This window comes from Neisseria dentiae (assembly GCF_024580525.1).
GTDB classification, from domain to species: Bacteria; Pseudomonadota; Gammaproteobacteria; order Burkholderiales; family Neisseriaceae; genus Neisseria; species Neisseria dentiae_A.
Genome location: NZ_JANIKQ010000010.1, coordinates 88,571 through 103,395 on the forward strand (window position 1 = coordinate 88,571; position 14,825 = coordinate 103,395).

Below are 14,825 nucleotides of genomic sequence, written 5' to 3' on the forward strand. Positions count from 1 at the left end.
TAAGCAGGTTTTCCAATTGGAAATTGCTTGGCCGCACAAAATTTTCAAACGGAAAAGCCGTTGATTGGAATGCTTATTTCATAATGGCGGCTTTCAGACGGCCTGTAAACCCGTTTAAGGGATTACCTGCCGGCTGCTTTGCTCTGCAACCGTAAAGCTATCAGGCCGTCTGAAATATCGGTTTCAGACGGCCTTTCCATAATTTTTTCTTTAAAAACAATATAGTTTACTACCTGATGTCGGTACGTATTTCTCCACATCTGCGTTATCTTTAATGCAATGCTGCATCAGCGCCCGAACAATTCGGCCACCATTCTGACCTGTTCATCGGTATAGGCCTCGCCGCCGATTTTGGCCGTCAAGGCGAATTCGCCGCTTAAGCCTTTGTCGGCACAGGTTTGCTGCCAGCCTTGCAGGCGTTCTTCATCGGTTTGCCGGTTTTTCAGGCGGCGTATGTTTCGGGCGGTTTTTTGGGTTTCGCTGTCCATATCTGCAACCTTTGCGGTGTTTTCAGGCGGCCTGCGGCCGGCAGGCTTCACAGGCTGTTCACAATCCCGTCGGCACCTGCCGCCTCGGCCAGTTTATATAAAACCTGCTGCGGCATATCGCCGTGCCACAGGCGGGTGATGTTGGCAATCACGGGCAGATGGCTGGCTTTGCGTACGCGCACGATGGCATCCACGTCCAAACGGTAGGGATGTTCCGGCTCGAAGCTGAGCGTGCCCGCTTCGCCGAGGATAATATGGTGGTTGCCGCGCAGGGCGATGTGTTCGGCGGCCACCAGCCATTCGTCGGCACGGTGGTGTTTGTCTTTGCACAGCACCACAGGCGTGTTCAGACGGCCTACTTCGTCTTGCAGGGCGCGGTTGCTCATCAGTTCGCCGCCCAGATACAGTACGTCGGCTTCGGCCTCCAGCGCGGGGGCGAGCTGGCGAACATCACGTATGCGCACCACTGCGGGCTTGCCCGCTTCGTGGCAGCGTGCAATCTCCGCCTGCATGGTGCGGATTTGTTCTTTTTCGTTGCCGCTGCCGCCGGAGGCATACGGGCGCGCGGGCAGATAAAAAGGATCTGCAAACACCGCATCGGCGTTATCTGCGCGTTGCGGGTTGGCGGTTATATCAAGCATTCTGCCGCTGCCGAACGACACGCCGCGCACGGTAATCACGCTGCTTTCGGGCTGCGTTTCGCGGCTGATGATGCGCCATTCGTTCAACACGCGGATGGCGCGCTCCACACCGGGCAGGCTTTCCAGCTCGTTGGGGTGGAACACCCGCTCGTCGCCCACCGCGCCGATAATGGTGCGCTCTTCGCCGCGCGAAATATGTTCCTGCAAGCCCCTGCTGCGGATAAACCCGATCACCCGCTCCACCGCTTCCGGCGCTGCCTGCTTCTGCATCACGATAATCATCGTAACCTCCTGATTCCATTTGGCCGCATAGTAGCAATAATCTGCCGCGCGTGCCAGCCGCGCGGCGTTTCAAACGGCCTCTGTGCTATACTGCGCCCATTCACCGGTTATTCTTTCATCATGATCCGTTTGTTCCAATCGGGAAAATTCTGGCTGCGTTTCGCGGTGTACGGCACATTGGCCGCCGCTGCCGCCGCATTCGGCCTTTATTTCCTGCTGCACCATCTGTTCGACGGCCGCCGCATTCAGGCGCTGGCCGACGATGCTGTGCGCGGCACCGGCCGCACAGTGCGCTTCAGCACCGATATCGGCCGCAGCTGGCTGCCGCGCCCCACCCTTACCCTGCGCGATGTGGCCGTGAGCAAACCGAACAGCCGCGCCGATGCCGTGCATATCGGCGAAATGCGTATCGGCCTTTCGTGGCGCAGCTTGTGGAACGGCGCGGAAATCGAAAAATGGGTGCTGCAAAACGCCGATGCCGAACTCACCCGCCGTGCCGACGGCAGCTGGGGCCTGCAAGATCTATGGCAGCCGCGCGGCGGCACATGGCACGTTAACCGCCTGATTGTGGAAAACAGCCGTATCAACCTACACCTGCCCGAAGGCGGCTACCGCACCGAACGTTTTCATTTGAATATCGAACGGGCCGCCGAAGCAGGCGGCGTTTTCCAAAGCAGCGGCATCACCCGCCGCAACAACGGCCTGCCGTTGGCTTGGGAGAGCAGCGGCACGGCCACGCCGTCGGACAACGGCTGGCAGCTGCCCGCCCTGCATTTGGAAGCCGAGCTGCCTTTCCAAAACGGCACCGCCCGCGTGGCCGCCGATGCCGACGTGGTTTGGCAGTCGCAACACAACACCCTGCGGGCCGAAAACTTCAGCCTGCGCGCCGACAGCGCCTACCGGCAATTCCACTTAACCGCCCGCAGCCCGCTGGTGCTGTGGAAAGGCAACCACATCAGCACCGCCGAAATCAACAGCGTGTTTACCGCCGGCAACGACGACAGCCATTGGGACGGCTCGTTTTCGCTCTCCCGCGTCAGCCTGCGCCCGAGCGTGGCCACCGTGGGCGAATTCAACCTCAACGTCAGCCACAAAAACGCTTCGCGGCAAACCACTTTCGGCCTTTCCGGCCCGCTTGTCTGGCAAAAAAACACCTTGCTCGAATCAGACCGCCTGGTGCTGACTACCCACCAAGACAACGTTAAGGCCGCCCCGCGCCCGCGCCTGATCAGCCGCATGGAAGGACGTTTCTCCATGAACGGCGGCCGAAACTGGCAGCTCGACCTCAAAGGCCTGTTCGACCGCCAACACGCCGCCCTTTCCGCCCGCTATACCGCCGCAGCCGATGCCGCCCCCGCCAAACTCACTGCCGAACTGGATGCAGGCAAAATTTCACTCGCCCCCTATTGGAACGATTTGCAGGCGCAAGGCGGTCATTCCTTCCCCACCCTATTCAACCACACCCTGATGCCGAATATCGAGGCCGCCGTCCGCATCGGCGGTCTCACCCTGCCCGGCCTGCAAATCGACGATCTGCAAACCACCCTTCACGCCGACAACCGCCGCATCGCCCTAACCAACTTCAGCGCCGGCCTATACGGCGGCCGCACCGAAGGCGGCATCAGCATCGCCAACACCAGTCCGCCCGTTTACCATTTGCAGCAAAACGCCCAAGGCGTGCAGATACGCCCGCTGCTGCAAGACCTGCTCGGCTATCACGGCATCAGCGGCAGCGGCAATGCCGTACTCGACCTCACCGCCAAAGGCAGCGACCGCGCCGGCCTCACCCAAACACTTAACGGCAGCCTGCAACTGAATATTTCCAACGGCGCATGGCTGGGCGTGGACATGGCCAACTTTCTGCGCAACCTGCGTAACAACACCGCCGCCGACGGAAAAACCCGCAACGAACAGGTGCAAACACCGTTCAGCAGCTTCTCGCTCAACAGCGAAATCAGCGCAGGCATAGGCCGCCACGACCATACCGAGCTGGAATCCGATGCCTTCAGCATTACCAGCAGCGGCCAAACCGACCTCAATACCCAAACCGTTTCGGAAAACGTGTTGATCCGCAATAATGCCAACCCCAATGCAAAACCCATTCCCATCAAAATCAGCGGCCCCGTCGCCAACCCTTCGGTAACGCTCGACTATAACCGCCTAACTTCCGGCATGGCCACGCCCGAGGAAAAACAGCGTGCCCTCGCAGAAACCTTGCGCGAACAATGGCAATGGCTGAACACGCCGCCGAAAACGGCGGGGGAATCTGCCAATAAACGCTGAAACATAAAAAACCTGAACCGCTGTAAAACGGTTCAGGTTTTTTTCAGACGGCCTTAAGGCGGTTTATCAATATCTGCTTTAAAGCATCTGTCTTTAAAAACAGGCGCACATAAAATCCCAAAAATATCAATAATTAACCTGTACGGTTACGGTGTCCTGATAATCGCCGTAGTGGTAGTCGGCGGAAGGTACGGTGGCGTAAATATTGTAGTTTTGCAGTGAACCCGTTCCCGTTCCGCCTACGCCGTTTCCGGTTTGTGTGGCGGTGGCGGTGTTGCCCCAAACCGCACCGTTGGCACCGCTGCCCGAGCGGAGCTGGTAGGGGATGCGGTCGGTATTGCCTCCGCCCGGTGTAACGGGCAGCATTTCGCCCGCACCGGCGGTATTGTTGTTGGACGGCTTCAAGCCGATGTTGTAAGGCGTGCCGCTGGTGCAGGTTACGTCGAGAGACGTACTCCCCGCCAAATTGCTGTCGCCGGGATTCACCGTGCCGAAGTCGATGTTATTGGGCTTGTTAACATTGCAGTTTTTTACTACGGTGGCGGAAACGGTAAACGGAAAGCGAAAGCGGGTAGCTGTTAACAGTGAACCACAAGAACTACCCGTGCCAAAAGCGACAGCCGTCGAACCATCTGCAAAACTGGCCGTATATCGACCGGGTGGGACATTCGATAAAGGCGTGATGAGTCGGGCGTACACGGTTAAATTTACGGATCTGGTTGTATTTGCCGCTTCAGTAGCAGAAAAACTGACAGACGTATTCAGCATATCTCTATATTGCGAACCCCTACTGATCGTTCCCCAAATAGTGCTGCGGCTGGCATCGATATACATATTGTATGCAAACTGGTTTGCCGTTGTGCATGAAACTCCGCTCGGGCACATATAGCGGGGGTTAAGTTGAGTGGTGTTGGCCCTGCTGCCGTCTGCGGCCAGACAAACTTGAAAAGCTTGGGCAGTTCCACTAGCAACGCTTTTCGTACAGGTAACGGTTACCGTAGCCTGAGTGGCCAGCGTGCCGGGGTTGAGCAAATCTACATTGCCGAAATTAACAGGCTGCATGGCTGCCGTGCACTCTGCTCTGGCCGTCTGAACAAATAACAGCAGGCAGGCGACGACAAGCAGCCGGGCAATAAACAGTATGCGCTGTTTGGCGGGGCGGACGGAAAACGGGCGGCCGGGCGGGTTTATTTTGTGCATATGATTTCACCTAAATCGGGCAGGTCGGCCTGATGCGGGCCGGTTTGATAGTTTGCGCTGAAACGGCATTCGCTTTCGTCGGGCAGGGCGATGCTGAAGCGGTTTTCTCCTGCCGCCAGGTTTTCAATAAAGGTTTGGCCGTCGAAACCGACCACGGCCGCCGGAATGCCGTCTGAACGGCGGATAACGGCTCCGGCGGGAATAACCTGCCCGTCGGTGCTTTTCAAAACCATCGAAGCGGCCTGCATGCGGTTGAGCCTGAAACTAACGTTCACGCCGGATCGTTCGGACGGCACGGCCAAAATGCGTGCGCGCTCGGCTGCCATATTCTGCGGCAGGTCGGTGATGTCGATATCGAGCGTATTCTCCTGATAGGCCGAAAGATTAGGCACCAGCAATAAGCCTTTGCGGTTGGTATGGCCTACTTTGTTGTTAAACAAAGACACGGGCACGTCTGCCACACCGTCGGTGCTGACGACGGCAAAGCTGTTGTTGACGGCGCGCGTGGCAAACAGGCCGCCGTTCATCCACACCAGGCCGCCTTTCCAACCTGCGCTCCAATCGGTGCGGCCCTGTGCGTTGTAGACATTGCCGCGCGCATCGCCGTATTGGGTATCGTAGTTAATAAAGCCGTTCAGACGGCCTCTACTCCGCCCCTGTGTTTCGTTTTGCTGCCAACCGATGTTCCACGACGGGCTGTTCAGGCCGTCTGAAGATTTGCTGACCGAAACGCGGTAGCTGTTGTCGCCGCCGTTGTCGCGTTGGCCGCTGAGTGTGGAGAAATAGCCTTTGTCGAGGTTGAACGACACGCCGCCGTAAAGGCTGTGCTGCCCGCCGGGGGTGAAGTTGCGGGCCGCGCTTAAAAATATGCTGGTGCGGCTGCCGAAATTGCGGTTCCAGTTTAAAGTGCCCACCTTATCGGGCGTTTCCTGCCCTTTTTTGCTGTGCAGGTAAGACAAGGCAAAAGAGCCTAACAGGTTGTTGTTCCAACCGACGGCAAGGGATGCGGTGCGGACGGGGGCGGCGGCTTCGGCAAGATAGGCGGCGGGATCGAGCGTGGCGCTCAAGTGGGCGAAACGGCCGTCGGTTCGGCTCCAACCCGTGCCGAACGACCAATCGCCTTTCTGCGTACTGAAAGAAATACTGCTCTGCCTGCCGTTTTGTGTTTGAAGGCGGCTGTGCGCATGGCTGAGGTTTAACTGGCCCAACGAACCCAGCACCATGCTGGATGCCGCGCCGATTTGGCGGTAGCCGCTGCTGCCTTCGGCGTGCAGTTGGATGGTTAGGGCATTGGTGATGCCGTAACGCCATGTGCCGCTGCCTGCCGGTTTGTTGTCGTAATCGGCGGAGGCTAAACCGTAGCCACGGCGCAGATAGCCCGCCTCCAGCGACCATTCCGACAATCCTTTGGCCAAGAGGCCGCTGCCGCCGTATAAAGGCATATCCACAACCACGGTACGACCCAGCACATCGGTGGCCACCACTTGCGCCATGCCGCTGCCGCTGATGCCCGGCGGCAGGGTGATTTCATATTTGCCTGCGGCAATATCGCGGCTGTATTGTTTTACGCCGTCCAGATATAAATCTATCGTGCCCGGCAGCGTGCTTTCGCCCAAATAAGAAAACAACGGGGCAGTATTGCGCCACGGCTGCACGCCGTATGTGCGCTCCAGCCTGATGCCGCCGAGACGCGAACTGCCCGAGCCGTGCAATTGGCTGGTGAGCACGTCGCCGGCAGTCAACACCAACCCCTTGTCGGCCCATACCGTGCGCCAATAAGTGTCCAAACGGACATGGTTCGACGACGCGGCAGCGTCTTGCGGGCTTTGGCGGCTCCAAAGTTGGTTATGGCTCAAATAGCCGGCGGGCGTGGTGAGACGTGCCTCTGCCAACAGCCCTTGGCTGACATCGCCGTTGTGGTTGCGGGAAACGTTGTAATCATAATTGAGCACACCTGCAAAACCCGATTCGGCAACTTGGTAAGCCCGTTGCGACCGGCTGCCGATGCGGGTGGTCGGCAAATCCAGCCACGCCAGCGGCGCGGTTAGCGCCAAAGCCTGCCCGGCGGCATCGTATTGCATCTGTAGCTGCGCAATGCTGTCCAGCACATACCAAGCATCATGCGGCGGTTCGGCGGGGGCGGTTTCGGTTGTTGTTTTGGTATCGGGTAAGGCGGCAACAGATGTGGTGAGGCCGTCTGAATTTGAAGAGCCATCCGGCAGCGGCTGTTGCGGCTTCATGCTGCGTGCCTGCTGCAACAATTCGGGCGGTATGCGGATGCCGAGCGAGGTTAAGGTTTTGTTTTGAACCAACAAGGTTTCGTTATGCGAAATGAATTCATATAGGCCGTCTGAAACGCTGCCGTTTACGCTCACCTGAGGGTAAACCGGCAGCCATTCGGCCGAGTAAACAGCCGCGTCCGGCAGATTCGGCTGTGCAGATATTTGAAGGGGTAGAAAACACAGCAAAATGCCGGAAACGATATGTTTAAGCGGGAAAGCAGCATTAACGGGCTGCAAACTGAACCTCCGGTTGAATTATGCGGCCGTTAACCGTAACAAAAAGTTTGCCTTGCCGCAGGGCGGCGGCAGATGTGTTCAAACTGTATTGCCAGGTTTTGCCCGGCAGCACATATCCGGCCAAACCGCCCACCAAACTTTGGCGGTTTTTGCCGTTTTCTACGGCGATATTGCTCAATTGCGCATGAGCCGTGCCGGTGTTGGCGGCTGTGAGCAGCACCTTGCCGTCGGGCGTGCTTTGGGCGCGCCACTGCAACACGGTTTCGGGGTTTTCGGTTTGGTTTAAAAACAGGGGCACCGAATAGCGCAATACGAATTGCAGGCCTTTTTGCGGTTTATCCGGTGCAGGCAGTTCGTCGACCACCAAGCGGTAGGCTTCTTCGGCCGCTCCGGCAGATTGGGTGCGGATAACCCGGAACTGCTGCGAACCGCCCGCAGCAAGCTTAACCATAGGCGGGCTGGCCACCACCGCATGGCTGGGCGTGAGCACGTCTTTGCCTGTGCCGTCCTGATCCCAACGGTAAACGCGCACTTGCGCAGTCAGCGGTTGTGCACCCGTATTGGTTAAAGTGAAAACACCCGCCCGCTGTTTGGCGGGCAGGGCAAGTCCGGTAGGGCTGATTTGCAGGCCGGCGGCTTGGCTGCAAAGCGCCGCAGCGCCCAACGCCAAACCGCACAGCCAACCGGCCGGCTTATGTGTGAACCATACCATGTGTATATCTGCTTATCTTAGTAGATAACGGAAACGGTTACTTTGTCGCTGTAGCGGCCAACCGGCTTGTCGAGCTGGTTGCCTGCCACACGGCCGTAAACCGGATAATTGACATTTTGGGCAAAACCTTGGCCGGTTGCGGATAAGGTGTTGGTGCCGTTTTGGTCGCCCCATACTTGGCTGCGGGCGCTGTCTTGATACAGGGTGTAGGCGATTTTTTCGTTGGCTGCACCGGTGCCGGCCAAACCGTTCATGTTACCGCCGCCGGCATTGTTATTGTCGGTAGCGGGGGTAAGGGCGATTTGGTAAGGCGTGCCTTTGGTGCATTTCACGGCAATCCCGTCTGAACCGCCGGCCTTGCTTTGGCCGTCAACATCGGTGTTGTGGTTGGAGAAGTATTCGCCGAAATCGATGTCTGCACCGGCAGAAGGCGTGGTTGCCTCTGCCGTGGGGGCGCCGCCGCCGTTGGTTACCACTTCGCAAACAGGTTTGATGCGGATGGTAACGTGGAAGTCGGCGGTTTTGGTTTCCGCCGCCGCCATACCGGAAGCCAATAAAGCTGCTGCTGTTGAGGTGAGTACAAAGAGTTTTTTTACCGTTTTCATGTGTAAAGTCCTTTTATTAAAACAACCGGTTAAAAATACCGGCCGTATTTATTTTTTTAGCGTTGCGTTGGAAGTTATCTTGCAGGCCGTCTATATTGATTGCGGGCTGCACCGTAAATCTCGTGAAAGACTTTATACATACCGAATATCAAAAATATCTGCCGTCAGGATATTGGAATTATCCGGTTGTTTACTAAAATTGGCAATATTTTTACTTATGTTAATTTAAAGCACTTGCCCATCTGTTGCAATCACATCTATGCGCCCAAAACCGGGCGGCTTTGGCGGGCACTTTACCGGCAACAACCGTTCTATCCCGCCGAATCGGCGGCATACCGCGTTTTGCAAGACTTTAAAGTTTGTAAACCTTTCAACTCGCAGGTAAAATCCTGCCGGTTGGAAATTTATGTTGATGCGGCCGTGCTGCCGTTATTTTTGTGGAGAAACAGATATGAATGCCGTGGTGATTGCGGTTTTTGTGATGCTCGCACTATCGCTTGCGCGTGTGCATGTGGTATTGAGCCTGCTGCTGGGCGCGCTTGCCGGCGGCCTGATGGCCGGATTGGGCTTGGCGGAAACCATGAAAGTGTTTCAAACCGGCCTGGCCAACGGCGCACAGATTGCGCTTTCGTATGCCATGCTCGGTGCTTTCGCCGTGGCCATCGCCCATTCGGGCTTGCCGCAAACGCTGGCCAATGCGGTTATCCGCCGTTTGGATGCCAACCATGTGCGCGACAATGCGCCCGGCCGCATCGGCAGCATCAAATGGGGGCTGCTGCTGGCTCTTTTGGCTATGAGTATCATGAGCCAAAACCTGATTCCGATTCATATCGCCTTTATTCCGTTGATTATTCCGCCGCTGCTGCTGGTGTTCAACCGTATGCAGATCGACCGCCGCCTGCTTGCCTGCGTAATGACTTTCGGCTTGGTTACCACTTATATGTGGCTGCCCTACGGCTTCGGCGAAATTTTCTTGAAACAGATTCTGGTGGGCAATATCAACAAGTCGGGCCTGAACGTGGATAATGTGAACGTGATTCACGCCATGACCATTCCCGCTTTGGGCATGGTTGCCGGCCTGCTGATTGCGGTGTTTTTCAGCTACCGCCGCCCGCGCGCCTATCAAAACACTTCCGCCGATGTGGCGGCCAACCATCAGGCGATGGTGCAGCCGAAAATGTCTGCCTACCGCAGCTGGGTGGCGTTGGCGGCGATTGTGGTGTCGTTTGCCGTGCAATTATGGGCCGATTCCCTGCTGCTGGGCGCGATGGTCGGCTTTGCCGTGTTTATGGCCGCCGGTGTGGTGCGCTGGGGCGAAGCCGATGCCGTGTTTAACAACGGCGTGAAAATGATGGCGATGATCGGCTTTATCATGATTGCCGCACAAGGTTTTGCCGAAGTGATGAAGGCCACCGGCCAGATCGAGCCGCTGGTAAAAACCTCGGCCGATATGTTTGCCGGCAGCAAAGGCATGGCCGCTTTTGTGATGCTGCTGGTGGGGTTGTTGGTAACCATGGGCATCGGCAGCTCGTTTTCCACCCTGCCGATTATTACCGCGATTTATGTGCCGCTGTGCGTGGGCATGGGCTTCTCACCGATGGCAACGCTGGCGATTATCGGCACCGCAGGCGCGCTTGGTGATGCCGGTTCGCCCGCGTCCGACTCCACTCTCGGCCCCACCGCCGGTTTGAATGTGGACGGCCAGCACGACCACATGCGCGACACGGTTATCCCCACCTTTCTACACTACAACCTGCCGCTGATGGTATCGGGTTGGATTGCCGCCATGGTGTTGTGATGCAAAACCTCGAAAACCGCATCATCGAATTGGAAATCCAAACCGCGTTGCAGGCCGATTTAATCGACAGCCTCGGCAACACCGTCGCCAAGATGCAGCAAGTGTTGGATTTACAGCAGGGGCAGCTCAGGCTGCTCTACCGGCGACTGCAAGAAAAGGGAGGCGAAGGCAGCGGTGCCGCATACAATCCGGCAGACGAAATCCCGCCGCATTATTGAATGTGCCGACAGGTCGAGACCTTTGCAAACTCCCCAGATGTGGATGCAGTTCAAGGCGTAGCAGCGCAGCGAGCGCAGACATAACATAGAGTTAGGCAAGCGAGCGAGCAGCGCACAACGCAGAAATGCGCCGCAGATGGGGAGTTTGCAAAGGTCTCAGGCCGTCTGAACCATTATGTATGTTTTCAGACGGCCTGTTTGGTATCCGCCGCCGCTGCGCTTTATTAAGGCCGTCTGAAAACATAACCCATCAAGCCAACCGCAACCAAACAAGATTTTGCCGGGCAGAAAGATTATCCATTATGAACATCACCGTTTTGGCCGTCGGCACCAAAATGCCGCGCTGGGTCGATGAAGCCGTCAACGAATACGCCAAGCGTTTCGGACGCGATGTTTGCTACACCTTAAAAGAAATCAAACCCGAAAAGCGCGGCGCCGGCGTCAATGCCGCCCAAGGCATGGCCGCAGAAGAAAAACGCATACTCGAAGCCATACCCGCCGGCGCGTTTTTGGTGGTGCTCGACGAGCGCGGCAAAGCCCCCACATCGGTAGAACTGGCGGGTCATTTGGAAAACTGGCAACGCAACGGCGAGCACGTCTGCTTCGTTATCGGCGGTGCCGACGGCATGACCGACCGGCTCAAGCAACAGGCACGCCTGATGATGCGCCTGTCCAGCCTCACCCTGCCACACGGCATGGTACGCGTGCTGCTCACTGAACAGCTCTACCGCGCCGTATCGATTCTGCACAACCACCCCTATCACCGCGAATAAACAGGTACGCAACAAAAGGCCGTCTGAAAACATTTTCAGACGGCCGAAAATTTTTAACAGACACCGCTTGCAACACAACAGCGACCACGCAAAATATGCCGCAAACGGCAGATTCGCACAGGCTGATGCCCGAACCGTTATAGATTTTCACCCCCCTTTGCTATATCATTCCCCCATCTATTTGCAGGAGCACAGCCATGTATGAAGTTAACCGCAGCGTATTTTTCCTGATTCCCCTCGAGCCGTTTTGGAACTGGCTGCAATCACTGCCCGAAAGCCCCGAAGACATCCGTCTCGAAGACTTGCAGGCCGATTCCAATTCCTATCTCGTACGCCCCTGCGAAACCGCCGACGAAGTGTGGGACGAAATCGAAAGCCGCTACGAACAGCTTTTCGCCGCCGAGCTGGCCGACTGGTGCGAAGACGAAAGCCTGTGGCCCGATTTGGACCCCGACATCTTCAACGAATGGTTCGACATCCAACTTTCCACCGTATTGACCGATTTGGAACAAGAACCGCTCGGCCGCGAAATCTTCCAGCCCATAACCCTGAATTAAGTTTTCAGACGGCCTTTCGCATGACCCGCATACGCATACGCAGCTACCACCTCGACGGCTACGGCCATGTCAACAACGCGCGCTATCTCGAATTTCTCGAAGAAGCGCGCTGGGCTTTTTTCGAACGGCACAACCTGCTGCGCCTGCTCGACGGCATCATGATGGTGGTTGCCCGCATCGACATCCGCTACCTGCGTGCCGCACAAGAAGGCCAAACGCTGGATATCGCCACCCGTATCCAGTCTGCCGAACCCCGTCAAGTTATGCTCCGCCAAACCATCCGCCGCAGCGACACCGGCAAAACCGCCGCCGAAGCCGACATCACGCTGGTTCCCGTCAGCGCCGCCAACGGCCGCACCACCGACCTGCCTGCCGAACTGCTCACCTTTTTAACCGAACACACACACGCCGAATCATGAAAAAAATCCTTACCTCCGCCGCCGCGCTCATTGTCGCCGCCCTGCTTGCCTTCGTGCTGTGGCCGAAAAACCAACCCGCCACCGCCTTTTCCCTGCCCGACTTAAACGGCAAAACCGTCAGCAATGCCGACTTGCAGGGCAAAGTTACCCTGATTAACTTTTGGTACCCCTCCTGCCCCGGCTGCGTCAGCGAAATGCCCAAGCTGATTCAAACCGCCAAAGACTACCACGGCAAAGATTTCCAAATCATCGCCGTTTCCCTGCCCTACGACCCGCTGGAAAGCGTCAAAAACTATGCTGCCGACCGCCAACTGCCGTTTACCGTCATGTATGATGCCGACGGCAAAACCGGCAAAGCCTTCGGCGTAAAAGTCGCCCCCACTTCGTTTTTCGTCAATAAAAAAGGCGAACTGCTGAAAACCTTTGTCGGCGAACCGGATTTCGCCAAGCTCTATCAGGAAATCGATCGGGAGCTGGCGAAATAAGCCGAAGCCTTACACAATCCGAAATTTTTTCAAACCATATCGGCTCCTAACACGCCCGCGCAATACTTGAATTTGACAAAAACCTCTCCCAAACCACCCAACCGCAAAGAGGCCGTCTGAAACATTTCAGACGGCCTCTTTCATTAGCAAAATATACCGTTACCGATAAAATTCTTCGACACAAAACAGATAACGTATCAAAAAACTCAGCTTCACCCTTCCCGCAAAATTTTGCGGATAGCAGCCAATTGCCGACGGCTCACGGCCAAAGGTTTCTCCACATCCAAAATACGGGCGCCCCAAGTGGCATTATTATCATCTTCCTCGCCGTTATCCAAGCGGATCAAGCAATCCAAAGTATGGCGGAACACCAAAGCATTACGGTGGATGCGGATAACCTTCTCCCCCAGCAATTCTTCCCAATAAACCAGCGTTTTCGGCAACTCATAACTCTGTCCGTCGCCGGTAAACAAAAACACCGTTTTATGCTCGGCCAACAAATAACGCACCTGCTGCCACGGAATCTCAACCATACGGTTACGGTTGAACACTTTGAAGTGCGTAAAATCATCGGCCTTTTCGCGGTGCTTCTCATTCAGCCGCTCCAACGCCGTTTGCAAACGCGAAACTTTAATCGGCTTAAGCAGATAATCCGCAGCCGCAAGCTCGAAAGCACGCAAAGCATGTTCTTCGTATGCCGTCGTAAAAATAATTTCCGGCTGCTTCTTCGCCACCCGCTTAATGCGCTCGACAAAATCCAACCCGGTAATCTCCGGCAGGCCGATATCGGCGAATACAATATCCACCTCATGGATACTCAACCAATCCAAAGCGGGCTGGGCGTGATGGAAAATCTTCAGCAAAACAACATTGCACTCTTCCAGCAGAACCCGCAAACGCTCTGCCGCCAATACTTCATCTTCAACAATAATGGCACTCAGCATATTCTGTCATTCTGTTGGTTAATCAATCAAAATGTTCAATTTCAAACAATAACAAGCACTCTGCTGTCAAGTCAGTTATAAACCTGCCATATAGGCATTTCCAAACTGAACGGATAAGGGCATATCGTATCCTGAACAATAGCTTATATCAATATTAATCATTAAAAAACAAAGAGAGGCTTTACACCCCCCATCGAACACCATTTCAAAACAAACAAATAAATGAAATTTTTCTCTATAAAAAAACCAAATAATAAAACAAAATTTACAATAAATAAAAAAAACAAAATAAAATTCCACAAAAAAGGAGAAAAAAAGCTATATGACAAATGTAACAAGATTCATAATTTTGTAAACTTAATACAACGGACGGTATTAACAGACGGTTTTATAGACATGAAAAAACCGCCTTCGGTTAGGCGGTTTTCTATGTTTGGTTGCGGGGGCAGGATTCGAACCTACGACCTTCGGGTTATGAGCCCGACGAGCTACCATGCTGCTCCACCCCGCGTCATTAGATTTAAAATTATATAAAATTATCAAAACCGTGTCAACCGTTTTAATCAGGATCACAATATTTCTTTCCAATTATCTACTTCACCTGAAGATTAAAAAGTGACGCTATTGAATACCTAGGCTGCCTATGCCTATACCGTTTGGCCGGCTGGTACCGGCTGCACAAGCATACGGCTCCCGCAACACTTGCCGAATAGAACAACACGATATTCAAGAAATCAGCCCTGCAATTAGGCCGTCTGAAATAGATTCATTTCAGACGGCCTCTGCATCTGTTACCATACGCAGCCTGCCGGCAGCTTCACTACTTAGCGGTCGGTTTTTTCACCGCAGGCTGCGCCTTCTTCGCCTCCTTGGCCCCCACCGTCGCCTCCTCCCGCAGCTT

General features: G+C 55.4%; 14 protein-coding genes, 1 tRNA gene and 1 pseudogene. 7 read left to right on the top strand and 9 right to left on the bottom strand.

Annotated features, from left to right (window positions below):
- Window positions 1-287: 287 nt before the first annotated feature.
- Both NQ012_RS07570 and NQ012_RS07575 read right to left on the bottom strand, forming a co-directional pair.
- On the bottom strand, window positions 288-488 hold the full coding sequence (locus NQ012_RS07570; RefSeq protein WP_257066999.1) for a hypothetical protein: 201 nt from the start codon (window positions 486-488) through the stop codon (window positions 288-290).
- 47 nt (window positions 489-535) lie between these two features.
- Window positions 536-1,411 (bottom strand): chorismate mutase, encoded by an 876-nt coding sequence (locus tag NQ012_RS07575; protein WP_257067000.1) that lies wholly within the window; start codon window positions 1,409-1,411, stop codon window positions 536-538.
- A gap of 120 nt (window positions 1,412-1,531) precedes the next feature.
- Between NQ012_RS07575 and NQ012_RS07580 the strand changes: the two genes are divergently transcribed.
- Window positions 1,532-3,694 (top strand): AsmA family protein, encoded by a 2,163-nt coding sequence (locus tag NQ012_RS07580; RefSeq protein WP_257067001.1) that lies wholly within the window; start codon window positions 1,532-1,534, stop codon window positions 3,692-3,694.
- A gap of 126 nt (window positions 3,695-3,820) precedes the next feature.
- Here NQ012_RS07580 and NQ012_RS07585 read toward each other — a convergent pair whose 3' ends face one another.
- Genes NQ012_RS07585 through NQ012_RS07600 form a run of 4 tightly spaced genes read right to left on the bottom strand, consistent with a single transcriptional unit; the run spans window position 3,821 to window position 8,730 of the window.
- Complete coding sequence (locus tag NQ012_RS07585; protein ID WP_257067002.1) at window positions 3,821-4,894, bottom strand: Csu type fimbrial protein; 1,074 nt, start codon at window positions 4,892-4,894, stop codon at window positions 3,821-3,823.
- Window positions 4,882-7,413 (bottom strand): fimbria/pilus outer membrane usher protein, encoded by a 2,532-nt coding sequence (locus tag NQ012_RS07590; RefSeq protein ID WP_257067003.1) that lies wholly within the window; start codon window positions 7,411-7,413, stop codon window positions 4,882-4,884. Before NQ012_RS07590 ends, NQ012_RS07585 begins: the two co-directional genes overlap by 13 nt.
- Window positions 7,400-8,125 carry a fimbrial biogenesis chaperone gene (locus NQ012_RS07595; RefSeq protein ID WP_257067005.1) on the bottom strand — a complete coding sequence of 242 codons (726 nt, stop codon included), beginning with the start codon at window positions 8,123-8,125 and terminating at the stop codon, window positions 7,400-7,402. Before NQ012_RS07595 ends, NQ012_RS07590 begins: the two co-directional genes overlap by 14 nt.
- 17 nt (window positions 8,126-8,142) lie before the next feature.
- On the bottom strand, window positions 8,143-8,730 hold the full coding sequence (locus NQ012_RS07600; protein WP_257067006.1) for a Csu type fimbrial protein: 588 nt from the start codon (window positions 8,728-8,730) through the stop codon (window positions 8,143-8,145).
- Between the two features lie 451 nt (window positions 8,731-9,181).
- Here NQ012_RS07600 and NQ012_RS07605 point away from each other — a divergent pair, with 451 nt between their 5' ends.
- Both NQ012_RS07605 and NQ012_RS07610 read left to right on the top strand, forming a co-directional pair.
- Entirely contained in the window at window positions 9,182-10,528 is a 1,347-nt protein-coding gene (locus NQ012_RS07605) for a Na+/H+ antiporter family protein (RefSeq protein WP_257067007.1), read from the top strand.
- Window positions 10,528-10,746: a SlyX family protein gene (locus tag NQ012_RS07610; RefSeq protein ID WP_257067008.1), complete on the top strand. Its 219-nt coding sequence runs from the start codon at window positions 10,528-10,530 to the stop codon at window positions 10,744-10,746. The genes NQ012_RS07605 and NQ012_RS07610 overlap by 1 nt, the downstream gene beginning before the upstream one ends.
- Before the next feature lie 13 nt (window positions 10,747-10,759).
- Here NQ012_RS07610 and NQ012_RS13150 read toward each other — a convergent pair.
- A pseudogene (locus NQ012_RS13150) lies at window positions 10,760-10,897 on the bottom strand (lipoprotein signal peptidase); the annotation flags it as partial.
- A 151-nt stretch (window positions 10,898-11,048) separates the two neighbouring features.
- Here NQ012_RS13150 and rlmH point away from each other — a divergent pair.
- The 4 genes from rlmH to NQ012_RS07635 all read left to right on the top strand — a co-directional run bounded on the left by rlmH (window position 11,049) and on the right by NQ012_RS07635 (window position 12,980).
- Window positions 11,049-11,519, top strand: a complete 471-nt coding sequence (rlmH, locus tag NQ012_RS07620; protein WP_085367124.1) for a 23S rRNA (pseudouridine(1915)-N(3))-methyltransferase RlmH — start codon at window positions 11,049-11,051, stop codon at window positions 11,517-11,519.
- Between the two features lie 197 nt (window positions 11,520-11,716).
- The gene (locus NQ012_RS07625; protein ID WP_085367123.1) at window positions 11,717-12,076 is read left to right on the top strand and encodes a VacJ; all 360 of its coding nucleotides are present in this window, start codon (window positions 11,717-11,719) and stop codon (window positions 12,074-12,076) included.
- A 20-nt stretch (window positions 12,077-12,096) separates the two neighbouring features.
- Window positions 12,097-12,495: an acyl-CoA thioesterase gene (locus NQ012_RS07630; RefSeq protein WP_257067009.1), complete on the top strand. Its 399-nt coding sequence runs from the start codon at window positions 12,097-12,099 to the stop codon at window positions 12,493-12,495.
- The gene (locus NQ012_RS07635; protein ID WP_257067010.1) at window positions 12,492-12,980 is read left to right on the top strand and encodes a TlpA disulfide reductase family protein; all 489 of its coding nucleotides are present in this window, start codon (window positions 12,492-12,494) and stop codon (window positions 12,978-12,980) included. Before NQ012_RS07630 ends, NQ012_RS07635 begins: the two co-directional genes overlap by 4 nt.
- A gap of 212 nt (window positions 12,981-13,192) precedes the next feature.
- On the opposite strand, the gene NQ012_RS07640 is transcribed toward NQ012_RS07635, so the two are convergent.
- Window positions 13,193-13,924: a LytR/AlgR family response regulator transcription factor gene (locus NQ012_RS07640; RefSeq protein WP_085367207.1), complete on the bottom strand. Its 732-nt coding sequence runs from the start codon at window positions 13,922-13,924 to the stop codon at window positions 13,193-13,195.
- Between the two features lie 434 nt (window positions 13,925-14,358).
- A tRNA-Met gene (locus NQ012_RS07645) sits at window positions 14,359-14,435 on the bottom strand.
- Window positions 14,436-14,825 lie beyond the last annotated feature (390 nt).